Origin of the sequence: Shewanella zhangzhouensis, assembly GCF_019457615.1 — a bacterium.
GTDB classification, from domain to species: domain Bacteria; phylum Pseudomonadota; class Gammaproteobacteria; order Enterobacterales; family Shewanellaceae; genus Shewanella; species Shewanella zhangzhouensis.
Window position 1 is genome coordinate 3,765,063 of the sequence record NZ_CP080414.1, and the last position, 19,776, is coordinate 3,784,838.

20 protein-coding genes and 5 tRNA genes are annotated in these 19,776 nt (G+C 52.3%); 3 read left to right on the top strand and 22 right to left on the bottom strand.

The window, feature by feature from the left end:
- Positions 1 to 79: 79 nt before the first annotated feature.
- Positions 80 to 655 carry an anthranilate synthase component II gene (locus K0H63_RS16525; protein ID WP_220065630.1) on the bottom strand — a complete coding sequence of 192 codons (576 nt, stop codon included), beginning with the start codon at positions 653 to 655 and terminating at the stop codon, positions 80 to 82.
- A gap of 239 nt (positions 656 to 894) precedes the next feature.
- Here K0H63_RS16525 and K0H63_RS20175 point away from each other — a divergent pair, with 239 nt between their 5' ends.
- The gene (locus tag K0H63_RS20175; RefSeq protein ID WP_220065631.1) at positions 895 to 1,920 is read left to right on the top strand and encodes a GGDEF domain-containing protein; all 1,026 of its coding nucleotides are present in this window, start codon (positions 895 to 897) and stop codon (positions 1,918 to 1,920) included.
- Positions 1,921 to 1,965: 45 nt separating this feature from the next.
- Here K0H63_RS20175 and K0H63_RS16535 read toward each other — a convergent pair whose 3' ends face one another.
- From K0H63_RS16535 to K0H63_RS16600, 14 genes are all read right to left on the bottom strand, one after another.
- Positions 1,966 to 2,424: a ClpXP protease specificity-enhancing factor gene (locus K0H63_RS16535; protein WP_011761124.1), complete on the bottom strand. Its 459-nt coding sequence runs from the start codon at positions 2,422 to 2,424 to the stop codon at positions 1,966 to 1,968.
- A complete protein-coding gene (gene sspA, locus K0H63_RS16540; RefSeq protein ID WP_011761125.1) occupies positions 2,424 to 3,053 on the bottom strand; it encodes a stringent starvation protein SspA in 630 nt (209 codons plus the stop codon). The genes K0H63_RS16535 and sspA overlap by 1 nt, the downstream gene beginning before the upstream one ends.
- 94 nt (positions 3,054 to 3,147) lie before the next feature.
- Complete coding sequence (locus tag K0H63_RS16545; RefSeq protein ID WP_220065632.1) at positions 3,148 to 3,885, bottom strand: cytochrome c1; 738 nt, start codon at positions 3,883 to 3,885, stop codon at positions 3,148 to 3,150.
- Positions 3,885 to 5,099 (bottom strand): cytochrome b, encoded by a 1,215-nt coding sequence (locus K0H63_RS16550; protein ID WP_203324933.1) that lies wholly within the window; start codon positions 5,097 to 5,099, stop codon positions 3,885 to 3,887. The genes K0H63_RS16545 and K0H63_RS16550 overlap by 1 nt, the downstream gene beginning before the upstream one ends.
- A complete protein-coding gene (gene petA, locus K0H63_RS16555) occupies positions 5,099 to 5,689 on the bottom strand; it encodes a ubiquinol-cytochrome c reductase iron-sulfur subunit (protein WP_011761128.1) in 591 nt (196 codons plus the stop codon). Before petA ends, K0H63_RS16550 begins: the two co-directional genes overlap by 1 nt.
- Positions 5,690 to 6,015: 326 nt before the next feature.
- A complete protein-coding gene (gene hflC, locus K0H63_RS16560) occupies positions 6,016 to 6,942 on the bottom strand; it encodes a protease modulator HflC (protein WP_220065633.1) in 927 nt (308 codons plus the stop codon).
- A gap of 3 nt (positions 6,943 to 6,945) precedes the next feature.
- The gene (gene hflK, locus K0H63_RS16565) at positions 6,946 to 8,079 is read right to left on the bottom strand and encodes an FtsH protease activity modulator HflK (RefSeq protein WP_220065634.1); all 1,134 of its coding nucleotides are present in this window, start codon (positions 8,077 to 8,079) and stop codon (positions 6,946 to 6,948) included.
- A 31-nt stretch (positions 8,080 to 8,110) separates the two neighbouring features.
- Positions 8,111 to 9,418 (bottom strand): ribosome rescue GTPase HflX, encoded by a 1,308-nt coding sequence (gene hflX / locus K0H63_RS16570; RefSeq protein ID WP_220065635.1) that lies wholly within the window; start codon positions 9,416 to 9,418, stop codon positions 8,111 to 8,113.
- Positions 9,419 to 9,450: 32 nt separating this feature from the next.
- Entirely contained in the window at positions 9,451 to 9,723 is a 273-nt protein-coding gene (gene hfq / locus K0H63_RS16575) for an RNA chaperone Hfq (protein WP_203324937.1), read from the bottom strand.
- A gap of 83 nt (positions 9,724 to 9,806) precedes the next feature.
- Positions 9,807 to 10,745 carry a tRNA (adenosine(37)-N6)-dimethylallyltransferase MiaA gene (gene miaA / locus K0H63_RS16580; protein WP_220065636.1) on the bottom strand — a complete coding sequence of 313 codons (939 nt, stop codon included), beginning with the start codon at positions 10,743 to 10,745 and terminating at the stop codon, positions 9,807 to 9,809.
- Positions 10,729 to 12,690, bottom strand: coding sequence for a DNA mismatch repair endonuclease MutL (gene mutL / locus K0H63_RS16585; RefSeq protein WP_220065637.1), 1,962 nt, complete (start codon positions 12,688 to 12,690; stop codon positions 10,729 to 10,731). Before mutL ends, miaA begins: the two co-directional genes overlap by 17 nt.
- Positions 12,691 to 12,704: 14 nt before the next feature.
- Positions 12,705 to 14,012, bottom strand: coding sequence for an N-acetylmuramoyl-L-alanine amidase (locus K0H63_RS16590; RefSeq protein WP_220065638.1), 1,308 nt, complete (start codon positions 14,010 to 14,012; stop codon positions 12,705 to 12,707).
- Positions 14,009 to 14,470, bottom strand: a complete 462-nt coding sequence (tsaE, locus tag K0H63_RS16595) for a tRNA (adenosine(37)-N6)-threonylcarbamoyltransferase complex ATPase subunit type 1 TsaE (protein WP_220065639.1) — start codon at positions 14,468 to 14,470, stop codon at positions 14,009 to 14,011. Before tsaE ends, K0H63_RS16590 begins: the two co-directional genes overlap by 4 nt.
- Before the next feature lie 66 nt (positions 14,471 to 14,536).
- Entirely contained in the window at positions 14,537 to 16,027 is a 1,491-nt protein-coding gene (locus K0H63_RS16600) for an NAD(P)H-hydrate dehydratase (RefSeq protein WP_220065640.1), read from the bottom strand.
- Positions 16,028 to 16,153: 126 nt separating this feature from the next.
- Here K0H63_RS16600 and K0H63_RS16605 point away from each other — a divergent pair, with 126 nt between their 5' ends.
- Complete coding sequence (locus K0H63_RS16605; RefSeq protein WP_157608355.1) at positions 16,154 to 16,342, top strand: hypothetical protein; 189 nt, start codon at positions 16,154 to 16,156, stop codon at positions 16,340 to 16,342.
- Positions 16,343 to 16,476: 134 nt separating this feature from the next.
- Here K0H63_RS16605 and K0H63_RS16610 read toward each other — a convergent pair whose 3' ends face one another.
- The 7 genes from K0H63_RS16610 to orn form a co-directional block, all read right to left on the bottom strand.
- Entirely contained in the window at positions 16,477 to 16,932 is a 456-nt protein-coding gene (locus K0H63_RS16610) for a ferritin family protein (protein ID WP_011761138.1), read from the bottom strand.
- A gap of 279 nt (positions 16,933 to 17,211) precedes the next feature.
- Positions 17,212 to 17,287: transfer RNA gene (locus K0H63_RS16615), tRNA-Gly, on the bottom strand.
- Positions 17,288 to 17,320: 33 nt separating this feature from the next.
- A tRNA-Gly gene (locus K0H63_RS16620) sits at positions 17,321 to 17,396 on the bottom strand.
- 33 nt (positions 17,397 to 17,429) lie between these two features.
- Positions 17,430 to 17,505, bottom strand: a tRNA-Gly gene (locus tag K0H63_RS16625).
- 104 nt (positions 17,506 to 17,609) lie between these two features.
- Positions 17,610 to 17,685, bottom strand: a tRNA-Gly gene (locus K0H63_RS16630).
- Positions 17,686 to 17,789: 104 nt separating this feature from the next.
- Positions 17,790 to 17,865, bottom strand: a tRNA-Gly gene (locus K0H63_RS16635).
- 171 nt (positions 17,866 to 18,036) lie between these two features.
- Positions 18,037 to 18,582, bottom strand: a complete 546-nt coding sequence (orn, locus tag K0H63_RS16640; RefSeq protein WP_220065641.1) for an oligoribonuclease — start codon at positions 18,580 to 18,582, stop codon at positions 18,037 to 18,039.
- 110 nt (positions 18,583 to 18,692) lie between these two features.
- Here orn and rsgA point away from each other — a divergent pair, with 110 nt between their 5' ends.
- Complete coding sequence (gene rsgA, locus K0H63_RS16645) at positions 18,693 to 19,748, top strand: small ribosomal subunit biogenesis GTPase RsgA (protein ID WP_220065642.1); 1,056 nt, start codon at positions 18,693 to 18,695, stop codon at positions 19,746 to 19,748.
- Positions 19,749 to 19,776 lie beyond the last annotated feature (28 nt).

Genomic DNA, 19,776 nt, shown 5'->3' on the forward strand with positions numbered 1-19,776 from the left:
ACCATATTTACGCCGGGCACACCGACGCCGTCACAAAAGGTAAAACAGAAAACTTGTAACAGAAAATCAAGAGACGCCGTCAGGCTGGGATTTGCAGGAAATTGCCAAGCAATTCGAGCCCTTGCTCGGTAAGGATGGATTCGGGATGGAACTGCACCCCATAAAGCCGCAACGAGTTATGGCTGATGGCCATGATTTCACGGCCATGGACAGGATCGTCATACCAGGCATCCATCACAAAGCCTTCCGGCACTGACTCCACCAATAGCGAATGATAACGGGTGACCCTCAGCGGGTTATTGAGACCACGAAACAGACGCTGATTGTTATGGCTGATGTCGCTGGTTTTGCCATGCATCACCCGTCCGGCTCGGATCACTTTGGCACCAAATACCTGGGCCATCGCCTGATGCCCCAGGCACACCCCCAAAATAGGCAACTTACCGGCAAAATGGGTGATGGCATCGAGGGAAATACCCGCATCATCCGGAGTACAGGGACCGGGCGAAATCACCAGATAGTCAGGTGCCAGCGCGGCAATTTCTGCAAGCGTGATATCGTCATGGCGACGGACAGCCACCTCTTCCCCGAGCTGCTGAAAATACTGCACCAGGTTAAAGGTAAAAGAGTCGTAGTTGTCTATCATGAGCAACATGCTTTTATTCGTCCGCGTGTTGGAGTCCAAACAGAATAGGCCGCGAATCCTAGCACAGAGCGGCCTGCGGATCATCCAATGCCCGGAACTATGTCTATGCTTAGCGGATGGCTATCAAACCTTCGTCAGTAAGTTCTATGGCTTTTTTGGGGAAACAACTACTCGGCTACGCCAAGACGGGTATAGAGCATTGCCACGGAAAAACACAGGAACGCCGGCTCATCCAAACAAATATCAGTGTGTTGATCGCCGTCATCACCATACTGGTGTTTAACCTTGCCTTTTTACTGCTTGGCAATCCGGGATTGATTTATTCAGGCCTGGCGCAACTGCCATATTTACTCTTGTTGCCGCTGGTGCTTTGGTTCAACCACAGGGGGCAAAGACACGAGGCTACACTGACCCTGTTTGTGTTGGTGATGCTGGATGCGTTCAGCGCACTGATGCTCGCCCAAGGGGTGACACTTGGGCTGCATTACTATTTTTTGATGTTTGCTGTGTTACCTGCATCCTATCTGGACGCCAAACAGTGGCCGACCACCTTACTGCTGTTTTTAAGTAACATTCTGTTGTTTGGTTATTTTGAAGTGTATGGCTGGCAGGCTCACCCCAGCATTGCCGAAGTGCCGACATTTATTATCACACTGCTCAGAATAATGATGGTGGGTTCATGCGCAACCACGGTATTGGTAGTTATCCTGATAAGTGAATACTATGCCGCACAAAATGAACAGGAACTGCAATATCTTGCAGATACTGACTCCTTGACTGGGCTGCCGAACAGGCGAGCGTTTATGCTAAGACTGGAGCGCACCATTAAAGACAGTCGCCCCTTTTGCCTGCTGATTATCGATGTTGACCATTTCAAGCAGATTAATGACACCACCGGGCACCAGACTGGCGACACCGCACTGCAATTTTTGGCGAGCCTGCTAACTGCGTACATTCAGGGGGAAGACTTTGCCGGACGGATTGGCGGTGAAGAGTTTGCTCTGGTGCAGTTTTGCGCCTCGCCACTTGAGCATCTTGCCCGTGCCGAAAGCCTGCGAAAAACCATTGCCACAGCACATCCAGATCTGGGCTTCGGAGCCGTTCATTTAACGGTTTCCATCGGCGTGTGTATGGCAACACCGCCGGTGTCTCTTATTACGCTGATGACTATGGCAGATAATGCGCTCTATGAGGCCAAACGCAACGGCCGTAACTGCGTGCAGGTGGCAACCGCCCAATCTGGAACCGTGCCGCCATGGAAGGCAGTTAAATGATTGGTATGCCAAAACGAAAAAACCAGCCATCGGCTGGTTTTTGAATTATTTGACCACGGTTAAATGGCCACGGCGCTTGGGACTTGGGTCATCCGGCCCATCGGGCTCTTCGGTAGTCAAGGCCTCTTCAGGCTCTGACTCAACCACAGACAGCAGCTCATCTTCACCTTCATCGAGCAGATAAGCATCTTCGGCATCAAATACGGTACCTGCTCCGTTTTCACGGGCATAAATAGCCACAATTGAGGCCATGGGTAGTACCACCTGGTGGGGCACACCGCCAAAACGCGCATTAAACTCGACGGCATCATTGCCCAATTGCAAGTGCCCCACTGCCGACTCGGCAATGTTCAGCACAATCTGGCCGTCGCGCACATACTGCTGGGGCACCTGAGTGCCTTTGACATAGGCGTCTACTACCACATGGGGCGTAAGCTGGTTATCCATTAACCAGTCATAGTACGCCCGCAGCAAATAGGGACGGCTTGGAGTCAAAGGTTTCATTACATACCCATGCGCATTTCGCGCTCGGCTTCGGTCAGTGACGCCTTGAACGATTCACGATCGAAGATGCGGGTCATGTAAGCCTTGATATCCTTGGCCACGCCTGTGTCCAGATGAATACCCAGCGCAGGCAAACGCCACAGCAAGGGGCCGAGGTAGCAATCGGCCAGGCCGAATTCTTCACTCATAAAGTAAGGCATCTCACCAAACAGAGGTGAAATGGCAATCAGGCCTTCACGCAGCTCTTTACGGGCGGCATCGGCACGGTCACCTTTCTTGATGCGATCAACCAGCACGTACCAGTCGGTATCGATACGGTGCATCATCAAACGGCTTTGGCCACGGGAGACCGGATAAACCGGCATCAGCGGTGGGTGTGGGAAACGCTCATCCAGGTATTCCATGATGATGCGTGACTCGTACAACACCAGCTCGCGATCCACCAGCGTCGGCACAGAGTTATAAGGATTCAGCTCGAGCAAATCCTCTGGCATGTCGTTGGGATCGACCTGTAAAACATCAACGGTGACGCCTTTTTCAGCCAGTACAATACGCACCTGATGGCTGTAGAGATCGTCGGCGCCAGAAAACAGAGTCATGATAGAGCGTTTGTTGGCAGCAAGAGCCATTGATACCCTCCAGAATCGAAACAAATAAAATAAACGAGGGGCTGACGCCCCCCGTTTCAATACGCGGATAGAGTATTTTACCCGTTATTGGCTATCAGTGTACATCCTTCCAGTATTCTTTCTTCAGGAAGTAGGCCACAACAAAGAAGATAAACAGGAAGGCGAGCACCCAAACACCCAGAGCCTGACGCTCCAGCTTGATGGGTTCTGCGGAGTAAACCAGGAAGCCGGTGATGTCACGGGCAGCTTGATCATACTCTTCAGCATTCATCGAGCCACCTACAGCTGGATTCACGCCTTTAACCTTAGTAACTTCTTTGCCATCAACAACTTCGGTTTCAATAACTGGAGTTGCGATGCCCTGCAGTCCTTCGAGAACATGAGGCATACCCACGGATGGGAATACAGTGTTGTTCACGCCGAAAGGACGGCTTGGGTCTTTGTAGAAACCCTTGAGGTAAGAATAAACCCAGTCTTCCCCACGTACACGGGCGGCCAGCGTCAGATCCGGTGGCGCAGCACCGAACCACTTGGCGGCCTCTTTCTCAGGGATAGCGTTTTCCATCAGTTCACCGACTTTGGCACCGGTGAACACGAATTTGGTGCGCATCTCATCGATAGATACGCCCAGATCGTTGGCAACACGCTCATAGCGCTGATACTGAGTGCTGTGACAGCCTGAGCAGTAGTGTTGGAACAGGTCCAGACCACGTACCAGAGACTCTTTATCGTTCAGATCGATATTGGCCTTTTCCAGGTGCACGTTCTGGCCGCCAGCGGCGAAGCCAAGAGTAGGCACCAGAGCAACCAAAGCAATGAGTAACTTTTTCATTATTTAGTCAACCTCGCTGGAACTGGCTTGGTCTTCTCATTCTTGCTGTACACCCACAGGGCTACGAAGAAGCCAAAATAGGTGATGGTGAACACTTGAGCAGCAATGGTCAGCGCAGGGGTCGCAGGCACAGCACCGAGGTAACCCAGCACGATGAAGGACACAGAGAACTGAGCAATGTTCAACTTGTGGATAAAGCTTCTGTAACGGATAGATTTCACGTTACAGCGATCCAGCCAAGGCAGGATGAACAGTACGGCAATGGACAGACCCATCATGATCACACCACCCAGCTTGTGCGGAACCGCACGCAGGATTGCGTAGAAGGGTGTGAAGTACCATACAGGAGCAATGTGCTCAGGGGTCTTCATTGGGTTAGCGGCTTCGAAGTTAGGCTTCTCGAGGAAGTAACCACCACCTTCTGGCATGAAGAACAACACGTAGCAGAACACAATCAGGAAGCCCGCCACACCCATGATGTCTTTCACGGTGTAGTAAGGGTGGAAAGGAATACCGTCAACGGGCCAGCCGTTTTCGTCCTTGTTCTTCTTGATTTCGATACCGTCAGGGTTGTTTGAACCCACTTCGTGCAGGGCAATCAGGTGCAGGAACACCAGAACAACCAGCACCAGCGGCAGTGCAATCACGTGCAGGGCGAAGAAGCGGTTCAGGGTCGCACCTGATACCACATAGTCACCACGGATCCACAGAGTCAGGTCATCACCAATAACAGGGATGGCACCGAACAGAGAGATAATTACCTGCGCACCCCAGTATGACATCTGGCCCCATGGCAGCAGATAGCCCATGAAGGCTTCGGCCATCAGCACGAGGAAAATCAGCATACCGAACAGCCACAGCAGTTCACGTGGCTTCTGGTATGAACCGTAGATAAGACCACGGAACATGTGCAGATAAACCACCACGAAGAAGGCGGAAGCCCCAGTGGAGTGCATATAACGCAACAGCCAACCATATTCCACATCACGCATGATGTATTCAATGGAGGCGAAGGCGCCTTCTGCGGTAGGTACATAGTTCATGGTCAGCCAGATACCGGTGAGGATCTGGTTTACCAGCACGAGCAGTGCCAGCGAACCGAAGAAGTACCAGAAGTTAAAGTTTTTTGGGGTCGCGTACTGACCAACATGGCGATTATAGGTCGCCGTCATTGGGATACGGGCATCGATCCAATCGATAATGTTCTTAACCATTATGCAGTCTCCCCGTCGACACCGATGATCACATTCGCATCGTCAAGATACTGATGTGGAGGGATCACCAGGTTCAGTGGTGCTGGAACACCCTGGAATACGCGGCCGGCCATGTCAAACTTGGAGCCGTGGCAAGGACAGAAGAAGCCAGAGCTCACGCCTTCAACCTGCTCGCCAAATGAATCTGGCAGATAGGTAGGAGAACAGCCCAGGTGAGTACAGATACCAACAGCGATAAAGTACTCTGGCTTGATAGAACGTACGCCGTTTTGGGCATACACGGGTTGCTGTAGTTCATCAGACGCAGGATCACGCAGTTGACCATCGAGCTCGGGAAGCTGCTTAAGCACTTCCTCGGTGCGGCGTACAACCCAAACGGGCTTGCCGCGCCACTCTACACGGATCAACTGGCCTGGTTCCAGCTTGCTGATATTAACTTCTACCGGCGCACCTGCAGCTTTCGCCTTGGCGCTCGGATTCCATGACTTGATAAAAGGAACCGCTACAGCGACGGCACCAGCACCGCCAACTACAGCGGTTGCGGCTGTCAGGAATCTGCGACGTCCGGAATCGACTGGCGCATTGCTCATCCACATATCTCCCAGCGGGGGTTGGAATTTTTTGTTTTTCAAGAAGTTGCTTTGAGATAGGCCATCCCGAAGCAAAATCAAAGTTTGAGGCGGGGCTCATTATAGCCAAAAAGTGGAGGCGGATCATAGTCAAAAGACACAACTAAGTTGGGGAGATAATGTTTTTTTGATTTGAACCGGGCTTACTGAAACATAATGCCCCGCTGAACAGGAAGTTTATCCGAACAAAATTGCAGCTATTGGCCAATTAACCTTGGCTTTCACAAAGCAAAATTTATAAAAAAAGCCCAACTATCAGAGTTGGGCTTTTTTGGCACTGATGATGATTATTTTGGTTTGGATTCTTTCATATAGCGGAAGAATTCACTGTCCGGTTCCAGCACCATCATGTTGCCACTGCCGGAGAAGCTTGCCTTATAGGCATCGAGACTTCTCAGGAAGGCATAGAACTCAGGGTCCTTCTTGTATGCGTCGGCATAAATCTTGGCCGCTACCGCATCACCATCACCGCGGATCACCTGGGCATTACGCTGGGCGTTGGAGAGGCGAACCACCACGTTGGCGTCAGCAGTTGCACGAATCTTTTCGGCTTCTTCACGACCCTTGGCGCGATGTTCTTTCGCCACAGCCTGACGCTCGGCACGCATACGTTGGAAGATGGAAGAACTCACGTTGGTTGGCAGGTTAATCTGCTTCACCCGTACGTCGACCACTTCAATCCCCAGGTCTTCGGCGCTCTTGCGGACATTTTCCAGCGCGTTGCGTTGCAGCTCGTCACGACCAGAGTTTTCCTTGTCGATGGCTTCGCCGGCACGTACGCCTGACACAATTTCCTTAATGGTGCGCTGACCGAACTCGGTACGCAGGTCGCTGTTTACTTTGCGTTGCAGCAGCGCCTCGGCGTTGGACTTGATACCACCGTTGGTAGACAGGTAATACTTTTCGAAGTCCTGGATGCGCCACTTCACGTAAGAATCCACCATCAGGTCTTTCTTCTCGGAAGTCACGAAACGGTCTGCTGCCCCATCCAGGGTTTGCACCCGGGCATCGAGGTTACGCACTGTATCGATAAAGGGCATCTTGAAGTGCAGACCAGGTTCGAACACCTTGGTACGCTCGGTGCCGTCAACGTTCTCTTTTACGATGGCGTTGAAGCGCGACACGATGGCACGTTCACCCTCGTTGACCACCATGAGAGACGAGCTCATCACAGCAATCACCACCACCAGGATAATCAATATTAAACGACTCATAACTTACTCCCTCCCCTGGCGAACACGATCTTCACGGGAAGGACGGCCGCTTACCGGCAGTCCGGTACTGCGCTGTAAGGCGCCGGTATCCAGATGCGTGGTTGACGTGATGCCACTGTCCTCTGACGTGGGTACGACTGCAGAAGGCGTGATCATCTTATCCAAAGGCAGATACAGGAGGTTACCGTTGTTCTTGGCATCGATAAGCACCTTGTTGTTGCCTGACAGCACTTCTTCCATCGCCTCGATGTACATACGCTGGCGAGTCACTTCAGGCGCCGCCTTGTATTCGGGCAGCAGCTTTTCAAAGCGCGCAACCGCACCCTGTGCCTGCTGAACCACCTGCTCTTTGTAGGCGCGGGCATCTTCGGCAATACGCTGTTCCTGACCACGGGCACGGGGCTCAACTTCACGCTGATAAGCTTCTGCTTCACGGATAAAGCGCTGCTCATCTTCCTGTGCGGCAATGGCATCATCGAAGGCGTCTTTCACTTCTTCCGGCGGACGGGCCGGCAGGAAGTTCACGTCCATGATGGTCAGACCCAGCTTGTAAGACTCAATAATGCGCTCAAGCTCGGCCCAGGTATCGGTACGGATTTTGTCACGGCCAGTGGTGAGAATGTCATCCATCTTAGAGTGGCCAACCACATAGCGCAGTGCGCTGTCGGTGGCTTCACGCAAAGAGGAATTGGCATCCACGGCACTGAACATGTACTGGTATGCGTCAGTCACCTTGTACTGCACAGCCAGCTCGACCAGCACCACGTTCTCATCGGAAGTGAGAATGCTGCCTGAAGCAGGAATAGTGCGACGGGCTTCCACATCGACCGGATACACTTCATCGATAAAAGTGGCTTTCCAGCGCAGACCGGGGCCAACTTCACCTATGTACTCACCAAAGCGCAGATGTACACCGCGCTCTGCGGTTTTAATGGTGTAAAAACCGGAGAGAAACCATACAGCAGCACCAAGCGCGAGAATTAACCCAAGGCCACCAAAGCCGAGGCCATTGCCCTTGCCGCCAAAACGTTTGGAAATATTGCGAAAGACTTCGTCCAGATCCGGCGGCCCTTTATCGTTGCCGCCTTTGTTTCCCCAAGGGTCCTGCCCCTTGTTACCGGGCTCGTTCCAAGCCATTTAATACTCCATAAGTGGATGATATTAATAGTTAACAAACTACCCTATCAGTCGCTGTATCGACAATAAAGGTTTCCAACTCACCTTGACTCTGTTTAGCAAGCCTGCGCCAATCGGCATCAGGCAAACGAACAGACAAGATACAGTTCCCCAGATCGTCATACTCTTTCTGCTGTATCGCATCCAGTCGATAAAACTGGCCAAGATAATGCCCGGCGGTTGCCGGGATTTTCAGGGTTAACTCGGCAATGACATTGCCAACCAACTCCTGAACCGCCTGCCTGAGCAAATCCAAGCCTTGGTTTTGCTGGGCAGACAACCAGACCCGGAAAGGCTTTCCGGTATCATCCCGATCGATGGCAGGTTTAACGCCTTCAACCAGGTCAATCTTGTTGCACACGATGAGTTGAGGTATCTCATCGGCTTCGATTTCCTTCAGTACCGCCTGCACTTGCTCTATATTGTCGCGCATCTTTTCATCAGCACAATCAATAACATGTAACAAAAGATCCGCCTCGCGGGTCTCTTGCAGTGTGGCCTTGAAGGCGGCAACCAGGTCATGTGGAAGGTGGCGGATGAATCCTACTGTGTCTGCGAGAATCGCGGCACCGTCAGGCAACTCGAGTTTTCGCAGCGTGGGATCCAGAGTCGCAAACAGCTGATCGGCGGCATACACCTCAGCGCTGGTCAACGTATTGAACAGGGTGGACTTTCCTGCGTTGGTATAACCAACCAGAGAAACCGCTGCCATGTCGCTGCGTTGCCTTGCCCTGCGGCTTTGCTCCCGCTGTTTGTCTACCTTCTCCAGACGGCGGTTAATGTTTTTGATCCGTCCCCGCAGCAAGCGGCGGTCGGTTTCCAACTGAGTTTCACCCGGGCCACGCAGACCAATACCGCCCTTCTGGCGCTCAAGGTGAGTCCAGCCCCGCACGAGGCGCGTTGACATGTGGCGCAATTGCGCTAGCTCCACCTGCAACTTACCTTCGTGGGTCCGGGCACGTTGCGCGAAAATATCCAGGATCAGGGTTGTCCTGTCGAGCACCCGACAACGACAAAGATGCTCCAGATTTCGCTCCTGAGCCGGACTCAGGGCATGGTTAAAAATCACTACATTTGCATCGGTCGCGGCCACCATGGCAGCCAGCTCTTCAGCCTTGCCTGTACCGACAAAAAACTTACGGTCAGGCGCGCGACGGCTTCCTGTAATTACACCAACGGAACGTGCACCCGCCGATTCCACCAATAACTGCAATTCGGCGAGATCTTCCCGACTGCCTTCGTCGGTAAAATCGATATGGACAAGAACCGCTGTTTCTCCCGCCTCATAACGATCAAACAAGAAGCAAACCTCTCAAAAATAGACGTCCGGAATTACTGCTCGCCGGCACTGTCGTCTTGTTGGGCATTGTAGTTGCTGCCACCCTGATGACTGCCCACGTTGAATGGACGGGATGGAACAACGGTAGAAATGGCGTGCTTGTAAACCATCTGGCTTACAGTGTTTTTCAGCAGGATCACGAACTGGTCGAAAGACTCAACCTGTCCCTGAAGCTTGATGCCGTTAACCAAATAAATAGAAACGGGAACACGCTCACGGCGCAGTGCGTTCAAAAATGGGTCTTGTAAAGATTGCCCCTTAGCCATTTGTTATTTCCTTTTTAAATTATAAAAGTCCAATGCAAACGTTTTCTGTTTGAATTGAGTAGTATACAGCAAAAGCAGATTCACTACCGGGATTGCTGCACAAGTTTGTCTAAATTCCCTTCGTCGCCGCTGGCCAACCAGTGTAACTCAGGCCATCCCCGCAACCATGTTAATTGACGCTTTGCCAATTGCCTAGTGGCGGCCACAGCTTTTTCGACCATGGTAGCATGGTCAAATTCACCATCCAGATACTGCCATGCCTGCCGGTAACCTACGCAGCGCATCGAGGGCAGTTCAAGGTGCAGATCCCCTCGAGCTCTCAGGGTTTCCACTTCACCGATAAAGCCTTCGGCGAGCATCTGCTGAAATCGCTTTGCGATAAGACCGTGCAGCACGGCTCTGTCTTGCGGTGCAATGGCAAACTGCACCATTTGATAAGGCAAAGACTCAGCTTTAATTTTAGTCAGCTCTGTCAGTGTCTTGCCACTTATTCGGTATACCTCAATGGCCCGCGATAGACGCTGGGGATCATTGGGATGAATACGCTCAGCGGACACGGGATCTATCTGCCGCAATTCATCATGGAGCGCCTGCCATCCCCGCGCCTCAACCTCGACAGCAATTTGAGCCCTAACGGCGTCATCTGCACTGGGCAACGGTGATAAACCATCGAGCAAGGTCTTGAAATACATCATGGTCCCGCCAACAAGTAGCGGGGTTTTACCACGGGATAGCGTCTCTTCTATTTCTCTGACAGCATCGGCCCTGAAGTCTGCCGCCGAGTAACTTTCGAGCGGGTCAAGGATATCTATCAGCTTGTGGGGTGCCCTCGCCAGCTCCTGGGCTGTGGGTTTGGCAGTCCCTATATCCATGCCACGATAAATCAGCGCCGAGTCGACCGAAATAATCTCACAGTTGTGATGTTCAGCCATATCCAGCGCCAGCGCTGTCTTGCCTGAGGCTGTAGGCCCCATTAAAAACAGCACCTTGGGCAGGGAAGTCGTGTCAGTGTTTGTGTTCATCCAGCCATGTCTGCCAGGGCAAATCACTGGCACTCTCTAAAATCTTATTACGAACAGTCGCTTCAAGGGACTGAATACGCTGCCACACCTTGGGGGCCGCATCAAAACCTGTCACCTGCTGAGCCAACCAGTGACACAGGGCTTCGTCGGCCGGCACCTCTAACTTTATCCATTCCAGAAACTCAGGGATAAGCTTGGCCAGCTGACTGTCCCTCAGATATGGGGGCACTTTTTTGATTATCAACTGCTGATAGCGAATTGTCAGTTCAAGACCAAGACGCCGAAGCAGCGACTCCCGTTCGGCCAATATCATGGTCCAATCCCCATCGGCGGAAACGGCCACCGGCATCAGCAGCGGCTGCCCCACCAACCCCGTTGGCAGCTTGGATAATAGTTCCTGCACGACAAGCGCTTTGGCCGCATCTACGATGGATAACAAACGAAGACGCTCATCCTGTGCCAACACCCAGTAGCGGCCCGCAAGCAAGGGCGGCATGGGGAGAACAGCCTGAGCACTGCCGCTGGGGCTTGCCACCTCAGGAGTGTGCAGCAGCTCGGCATAATACTGGGCTGCCTGACGCTGTTGCCCGGATAATTGGTCGCGGACATAACGCTGTCCCTGCCCTGCGCCCGAATAGCCACTCCCATGGCGATCTGCAGTTTCAAACCCGGCAGTGTTTCCCGACCGTCCAAATCCGGTTTGTGGCACGCCATGGGCTGATGAGCCTTGATTAAGGCCAGCATCAATACCACTGCGCTGCCGAGATGTAGCCATGTCGGATTGGCGGTGGCCGAGTTGAGTATCCGGCAAACGACTGTGGACATTGGCAGCTTCATGCCCAGAGCCACTGTCAAAGGTATGTGGTGCGTATCCTGCCGTTTGTTCTCTAACCGACGCCGGGGACGCGGGGGACGCCTGAGCCCCTGGCAGCTCCTCAGCAAGGGGCAAGTCCTGCATCTGGCTTAATGCCGACTGCAGCACCTGCAAAATAAAATCATGAACATATCGGGCTTGGTGAAAACGCACCTCATGTTTTGCCGGGTGCACGTTCACATCGACCTGATGGGGATCCAGCGTCAAACTCAGCACGAACGCAGGCTGTTCAAAGGTACCCAGTTCACCAAAGGCCTGGCGCACCGCATGATTGACCAATCGGTCGCGGATGAGGCGGCCATTCACATAAAAGTAATGACAATCCACCAGTTCAGACAGCGCAGGTGACTGCAAATAGCCGCTCAGCAGCATACCATCGTGCTGACAGTCGACCTTAATGGCGCTGTCGGCAAAAGCCCTGCCCGCCACCTGAGCAAGTCGCTGCAGGTACTGAGCATCGGTCGCCGCGCCCCGGTACTGACGCACAGGCTTACCATTGTGGCTCAGGGAGAAATGCACATCAGAACGTATCAGAGCGATGCGCTTAAGCCATTCATCAATATGGGTGAATTCGGTTTTATCACTCTTGAGAAATCGCCGCCTGGCCGGGGTGTTAAAGAAGAGATCGGCCACCTCAATGGTGGTGCCGACAGGGTGCGCCGCAGGCATCACCCGGATAGCCACCTCTGAGCCCTCTGCATAGGCCTGCCAGGCCTCAGATTGCTCGGCGGTGCGCGACGTCAGGGTCAGTCGTGACACTGAGCTGATACTCGCCAACGCCTCACCGCGAAAGCCAAAACTCAGAATCGCTTCGAGATCTTCGAGGGTTTGCACCTTGGACGTCGCATGGCGCGCCAGTGCCAACGCCAACTCTGCCTTCGGAATACCGCCACCATTGTCGCGAATACGGATAAGCTTGCTGCCGCCCTTATCGATATCAATATCGACCCGGGTAGCACCCGCATCCAAACTGTTTTCCACCAGCTCTTTAATCACCGAGGCTGGGCGCTCTACCACCTCGCCAGCCGCAATCTGGTTTGCCAACTGAGGTGGCAATACCTGAATTGCCATGGGGTATTCCTTGTTTATCCTTTGGGGATCACCAGCTTCTGGCCCACACGCAGGGTGTCGGACTTAAGGTTATTCGCCTGTTTGAGACTGATGACAGAAATGCCATATTGGGCCGCAATCACGGATAAAGACTCGCCGCGACTGACCTTGTGTTGGCTGTTCGCACGGCTGGCAATAAGCGAGTCACTGGGAGGATTGGTCTCAAAATACCTCAGCACCCCCGTGTGGATCGCCTTGGCCAGGCGCTCCTGGTGTGAACTGCTCTTGAGCAAGCTCTCCTCCTTGGGATTGGAGATAAAGCCGGTTTCCACCAGGATAGAAGGAATGTCTGGAGACTTCAGTGCTGCCAAACTGGCTGATTCAGGCAGGTTCTTATGCAAGTCTGTCACCTTGCCCAGCTCTTTGAGCACATCACCGGCGATGCTGTGGCTGATTGCCATGGATCTGTCCATGGACATATCAAGCAAGGTCATGGCCAGATACTGCTCGTTATCGGCATTCTGAATAATTTCACCGGCACCACCCAAAAGCTCTGAGTGTTTTTCTTTTTGCTCAAGCCAGCGACCAATTTCACTGTTGGCACGGCGCATAGACAGCACCCACACTGACGCACCGCGAGGGTTGGGCGAGGTGAAAGCGTCGGCGTGAATAGACACCAGCAGATCGGCGCGGTGTTTTCGTGCCAGCTCCGAGCGCTTGTTCGGATGAATGTAGTAGTCACCGGTACGGGTCAATACCGCTTTCATCCCCGGGGTGGCATCTATCTTGGCCTGCACCCGTTTGGCAATTTCAAAGGCGATTTTTTTCTCATACAGACCTGATGGGCCAATAGACCCCGGGTCATCCCCGCCGTGTCCGGCATCGATGGCAACGATAATGTCACGCAGAGACGAAGGCGGCGCCACTATCGCCTTGCTTTCGTTTGCTTTTTCTTCAAGGTCTACCACAAGACGGTTGCCGTAGGGGGCGGTTGGCGGTAACGAAAATAGATTGGCATTCACCGGCCGGTTGAGGTCGATAACCAGTCGCAGAATACCTTTAGCCGGAGGTTTGCTCAGGCGTACCCGTTTCACCAACTTGGAATTATTGGCGATTTTGTCGAACGCCACCCTGGACTGGGTATCACTCAGGTCCAACACCAGTCGGTCCGGGCCCACCAGAGTAGAATGGGTGTAACTGGGTTTGGCAGTGAGATCAAACACTACCCGGGTCGATTCCGGTGCAGCCCATATCCTGACACCGTCCAGCTGATTCGCAGCTAAGGCGCCAACGGAAAACAGCAGGGTTAAAACGAAAAAAAGTCTGCTTATTATTCTATTCATTCGCTGAGATTTTCTATCACTGCTCTTCCGGCTGCAGAACCAGCCTGGATACTGAGCTCTCGTCCAGTGCCCGCATATACCAAATGCAGGTGTAAATCGGCTTCAGGCAATAAACCGAATCCCCTGTCAGGCCACTCTACTATACAAAGGCTTTTGTCGGAAAAATAATCTCTGATCCCCATAAACTCCAGCTCTTCGGGGTCAGCGAGACGATAAAGGTCAAAATGATAAATTTCGACATTCGCAAGCTCGTAAGGTTCCACCAGGGTATAAGTTGGGCTTTTCACTGCGCCCTGGTGCCCCAGAGCCTGAATAATGCCGCGGCTGAGCGTCGTTTTACCCGCACCCAATTCACCGGTGAGGTAAAGCGTTAACGGGGGATGGATATGTTTTGCGAGTTTTTGACCGATGGCAATGGTTTGCTCGTCAGTCTCGAGAAAAATCTTAACGTCTGTCATCTCGGCTCTTGAATAGTCAGCAACAGCGCCAACACCCTTTGCTGGCACTGGCTATATCAATGTTGCCTAGATTAAATCACTATTGACCAATTGGCGAATAAAAGGCATCAGGTCACTGGCGAGCATGCCCCGCTCTCCGGCAAGTGCTGCGAGGTCCGCCGCTTCACCGTGGATCACCACACCGGCAATGGTTGCCGTCATGGTATCGAGCCCCTGAGCCATAAGTGCGGCGATTATACCAGATAAAACATCTCCGCACCCACCACTGGCAAGGCCCGGATTGCCAACGGGAGCCACCACCAGGGTATCGCCGTCATAGATAAGTGTACCAGCCCCTTTAAGCAAGACGACGCCTCCGAACCTCTCCTGCAATTGCCTGACGGCGGCAAATCTGTCGACTTCTATCTCGGCAGTGGACACCCCCAGCAGCCTTGCAGCCTCGCCGGGATGGGGCGTCAAAACACGATTGATCTGCCTGCACGGCTCTTTCGATAACAGGTTCAGTGCATCGGCATCGAGCACGCAGGGTTTATCCGATAAGCCAACCGCCTTATACAGGTTATAACCCCAGTCATCCTTGCCAAGGCCGGGTCCAAGTACCAGTACATCCGCCCAGCCCAAACGCAGATACACCTCCATGTCCACCAGTTCACAGCCCCAGAACATCAGCTCTGGCCGGTTGGCATTCACTGTCAGTTGATGTTCCGGTCGGCTGATAACCGTCACCAGTCCCGCACCGGCACGAAGACAGGCCTCCCCGGCCAGCCTGACCGCACCTGCCATGCCATAGTTGCCACCCATGATGGTAACCTTGCCGGATTTCCCCTTGTGGCTGTCACGGGGACGACGTCCGAGCAGGTCCTTCAGGTACCCTGCATCAACCCGCTGAGCCTCTGCCGGGAACTTGGCGAGAAAATCAGTAAGCCCCAGCGATGCATAGCGAATAAGCCCGGCAAAATGCCGTGCTCTGGAAGTAAAAAGCCCCTGCTTTAGCCCGCCAAAACACAGGGTGACATCGGCTTGAATCGCCACCGGGCTCACATTGCCGGTATCGGCATTCACACCGGAAGGCATGTCCAGGCTCAGCACCCAGGCTGGTGTCGAGTTCACCGCGTTGAAACACTGCTGCAAGTCTTCACTGAGTTCGCCGCTGCTTCCGGTACCCAATACCCCATCAATGATGACTTCAGCACCTTCAAGGGCTGATTCAGTAAAAGCTTCTGTGATGCCACCAACCTCGACAAAAGCGGCCATGGCGGCGGCATATTCCTGGGTTTTGCCTTGTCCAAGCAGCAGCACCCGGGCGCGATTGCCCCTGGTCAGCAGCAATCTGGCGACCACCAGCGCATCGGCACCATTGTTACCCTTGCCCACCAAAACCACGGTGGCCAAATTGCAGTGCTCTGACGACTCCAAAATCGCCATGGCGGCGCTGCCGGCCTGCTCGACCAGTTCGTACAGGCTGCAAGCCCCCGAATTGACAGCATTGATTTCAGCAGCCTTCACCTGGGCGGCCGTATACAGTGTTTGAGGCAAGGACAGGCAAGAATCACTCATACCTTCAACTCCATTTCACATCGGATGCAATCAAATAACGGTGTCTACTGGCGGCCCGGCGGATGACTTTATACACTTATACAGTGAACACCCTTGCGGGGTTTAGCCACTTTTTGGAGTACAAGTATGACTGGCACAAGGACGATGCTGCTCACCTTGTTGATCCTGGTGCTTTCAGTACTCTTGATCAGCTTACCTTTGTCTTCCAACATCCTGATCCAGGCACTGCTGCTGTTGTGCGTGCTCCTGGTGGCGCTTGGGCTATACAAGGCCATTACTCTGCCTGTGCAGGATAAAGACAACGATAAAACCTAGAGACAGACCGCTTCACACGATAACAGCATGGCGGTGAAGAAAACTTTGACGTAAATCATGCAAAGTGATTGACCCTTCTGGCTTTACCCATAAAAAAACCGGCCACTGAGGCCGGTTTTTTTCATTGTTTGTGGCTAGATATCGTCCATCCGGATGGTACTGTGGACGAGTCTCTGCTGCTGAATCTTTTCTACTCTGACCAAATCGGCCAAGGCACTGCGAATTTCTTCGGTTTGCGATGTTTCAGCGGTTTTTTCCAGCAATGCAATCAGGCGGTTTTCCAAATCCAGGTGCAGACTCAGCACATCGTCTTCCTGCATATTGGCTGGTAACATAGTGCTCTGGCAGCGCTTGATAAAATCTTCAAAAATAAGGTCTTTATACCAAGTATCCAGAAGTCTGGATGGCGCATCGTCCACATAGTCTTCCAGTTTTTTTGCAATGTGCTTTTGTTGCTGCTGGAAGTACTCAAGCATCAATTTCACCCTGGAAGAGTCAGCTTGGGCATGCAGCCTTTTGTAAAGTTGAGCCATTTCCAGCCGGCATGTTGCCAGGTACTCCAGAAGCTCACGCAATTGTTGAATACGCATAGGACTGCCTCCATCTTCAATGACCCTGTTAAGGCCAATTTCAATTCTGTCTGGGGTCATTATGGAAGCATTTATCTATGGATTATTTGAATTGCATCATAATTCAGTAAATGCGAAATTCCGCATCTGCGGGCTTTTGATGGTTCTTTGCAGAAGATCACTCTACTAAGGCACTCTGTGCCTGCGCTCACAGCAAGGAGACAAAATGCCCATCCAAAACGCCGGGAATAATCCTGCATTTGAATTACATATTTATTGAGGGAGTATAAGGAAGGAAATTGGAGCGACATATCGGGTTCGAACCGATGACCTATACCTTGGCAAGGTATCGCTCTACCAACTGAGCTAATGTCGCATTCGCTGTTTTATGACTGGCGAAGTCAAAATTTGGAGCGACATATCGGGTTCGAACCGATGACCTATACCTTGGCAAGGTATCGCTCTACCAACTGAGCTAATGTCGCATTCGCTGTTTTATGACTGGCGAAGTCAAAATTTGGAGCGACATATCGGGTTCGAACCGATGACCTATACCTTGGCAAGGTATCGCTCTACCAACTGAGCTAATGTCGCATTTTGCGTTCTTTGTCAGATAGCTGTAATTGAGGCATCGCCCTTTCTTACTGCAACTGAGCTAATGTCGCATTCGCTGTTTTATGACTGGCGAAGTCAGAATTTGGAGCGACATATCGGGTTCGAACCGATGACCTATACCTTGGCAAGGTATCGCTCTACCAACTGAGCTAATGTCGCATTTTGCGTTCTCTGTCAGATAGCTGTAATCGAGGTATCGCCCTTTCTTACTGCAACTGAGCTAATGTCGCATTTTCGTTTTAAGGCCGAAACGCCTGAGAATTTGGAGCGACATATCGGGTTCGAACCGATGACCTATACCTTGGCAAGGTATCGCTCTACCAACTGAGCTAATGTCGCATTTTGCGTTCTCTGTCAGATAGCTGTAATCGAGGTATTGTCCTTTATTACTGCAACTGAGCTAGAGTCGCGAATTCACCCCTCACAACGTACCACTGTAAAGGTGAGGCCGCATTATATGAAAATTTCCATGGCCTGCAACCCCCCGCCACAGATTTATCTATCGTTTGCTCAAATTTTAAATACTTTGTCGCGATAGAACTGCAGTTCGGCAATGGACTCTTGGATATCAAGCAGCGCCTGGTGGGTGCCTTGTTTCTTGAAGCCTTTCATCACTTCAGGATCCCAGCGTTTTACCAACTCTTTGATAGTGCTGACATCGATATTTCTGTAGTGGAAAAAATCTTCCAGTTCGCGCATGTACTTGTTCAGGAAACGTCTGTCCTGCCCTACGCTGTTGCCGCACATAGGTGAAACGCCCTTGGGGACATGCAACAACAGGAAATCAATTGTCTGGGCAATGGCGTCAGCTTCTGTGTATTGGCTGCTTCGTACACGTTCTATCAGACCTGAGGCACCGTGGTGCTGCTGGTTCCAATCATCCATGGCTGCCAAAACCTCGTCAGACTGATGAATAGCTATCACAGGCCCCTGGGCCAGGATGTTCAGGTCCTGATCGGTTACCAGGGTGGCAATCTCCAGGATCCGGTCCACTTCAGGCTCCAATCCTGTCATCTCAAGATCAATCCAAATAAGATTTTTTGCGTCTGCAGCCATATACCTGCCTTTTGGTTCCCGCGCCGTATTTTCAGGCTTTTTTGTCAAAGACCGTGTATCATAATGCTTTTTATCCCCAACCACATCAGATTATTGACGAAGACAGCTTTGTGAGTAAAAAGAAACCTCTCAGTCATGGCCAATTGCGCCGTATGCGCGCCAATCATGAAAAGCGGCTCAGCCGCGGCAAACTCGAAAACCAGGCGCCTGAATTACAGGATAGTTCACTCGGTCAGGAAGAACCCGCCGTGGTCATTTCCCGCTTCGGTCAGCATGCCGATGTGGAGATCAGCAGTGGTGAAATCATTCGCTGCAACATTCGCAGAACCATACAAAGCTTGGTCACCGGAGATAAGGTGATTGTCCGTCAGGCTCTGGAGGATGGCAGCGCCATTGGTGGCGTGGTGGAAGCCGTGCATCCCCGCACCTCGTCACTGACCCGGCCGGATCTGTATGACGGCGTAAAAATCATTGCCGCCAATATTGATCAGATCCTGATTGTCTCCTCCGTTGTACCGGCCTTTACTACCCAGATAATTGACCGATATTTGGTTGCCTCGGAAGACACGGGCATCTCCCCCGTTATCATCCTCAATAAAATCGACCTGATGAATGATGAGGACAGAGCCGATATCGAAGCTGCGCTCGGCAGATACCGCTCGCTCGGATACCCAGTGTACGAAGTCAGCAGTAAATCAAAAGCCGGTATCGACACGGTTAAAGCCCTGCTCAACGACAAAATCAGTGTATTCGTAGGCCAATCTGGTGTGGGTAAGTCCTCCATGATCAACGCCTTGCTTCCCGATGCAGAACTGCTGACCGGCGAAGTGTCCGAAGGCTCTGGCCTTGGCCAACACACCACCACCACAGCCAGATTGTTACACTTGCCAAGCGGTGGCGATCTGATAGATTCCCCCGGCGTACGGGAATTCGCCCTCTGGCATCTGCCGCCCGACAGGGTCAGCTGGTGCTTTACCGAATTTCGCGACTACCTCGGCACCTGTAAATTCCGTGATTGCAAGCATTTGGATGACCCGGGCTGCAGTCTTCGCGAAGCACTGGAAGCCGGCAAAATCCATCAGGACAGATTCAATAATTATCACAGGATCATCGCCAGTCTGGATGAACAGCGTCACGCCCGTCATTTCAGACACAACGAAGAATGATCCGGCAACAAATTGAAAGCAAAAGGAC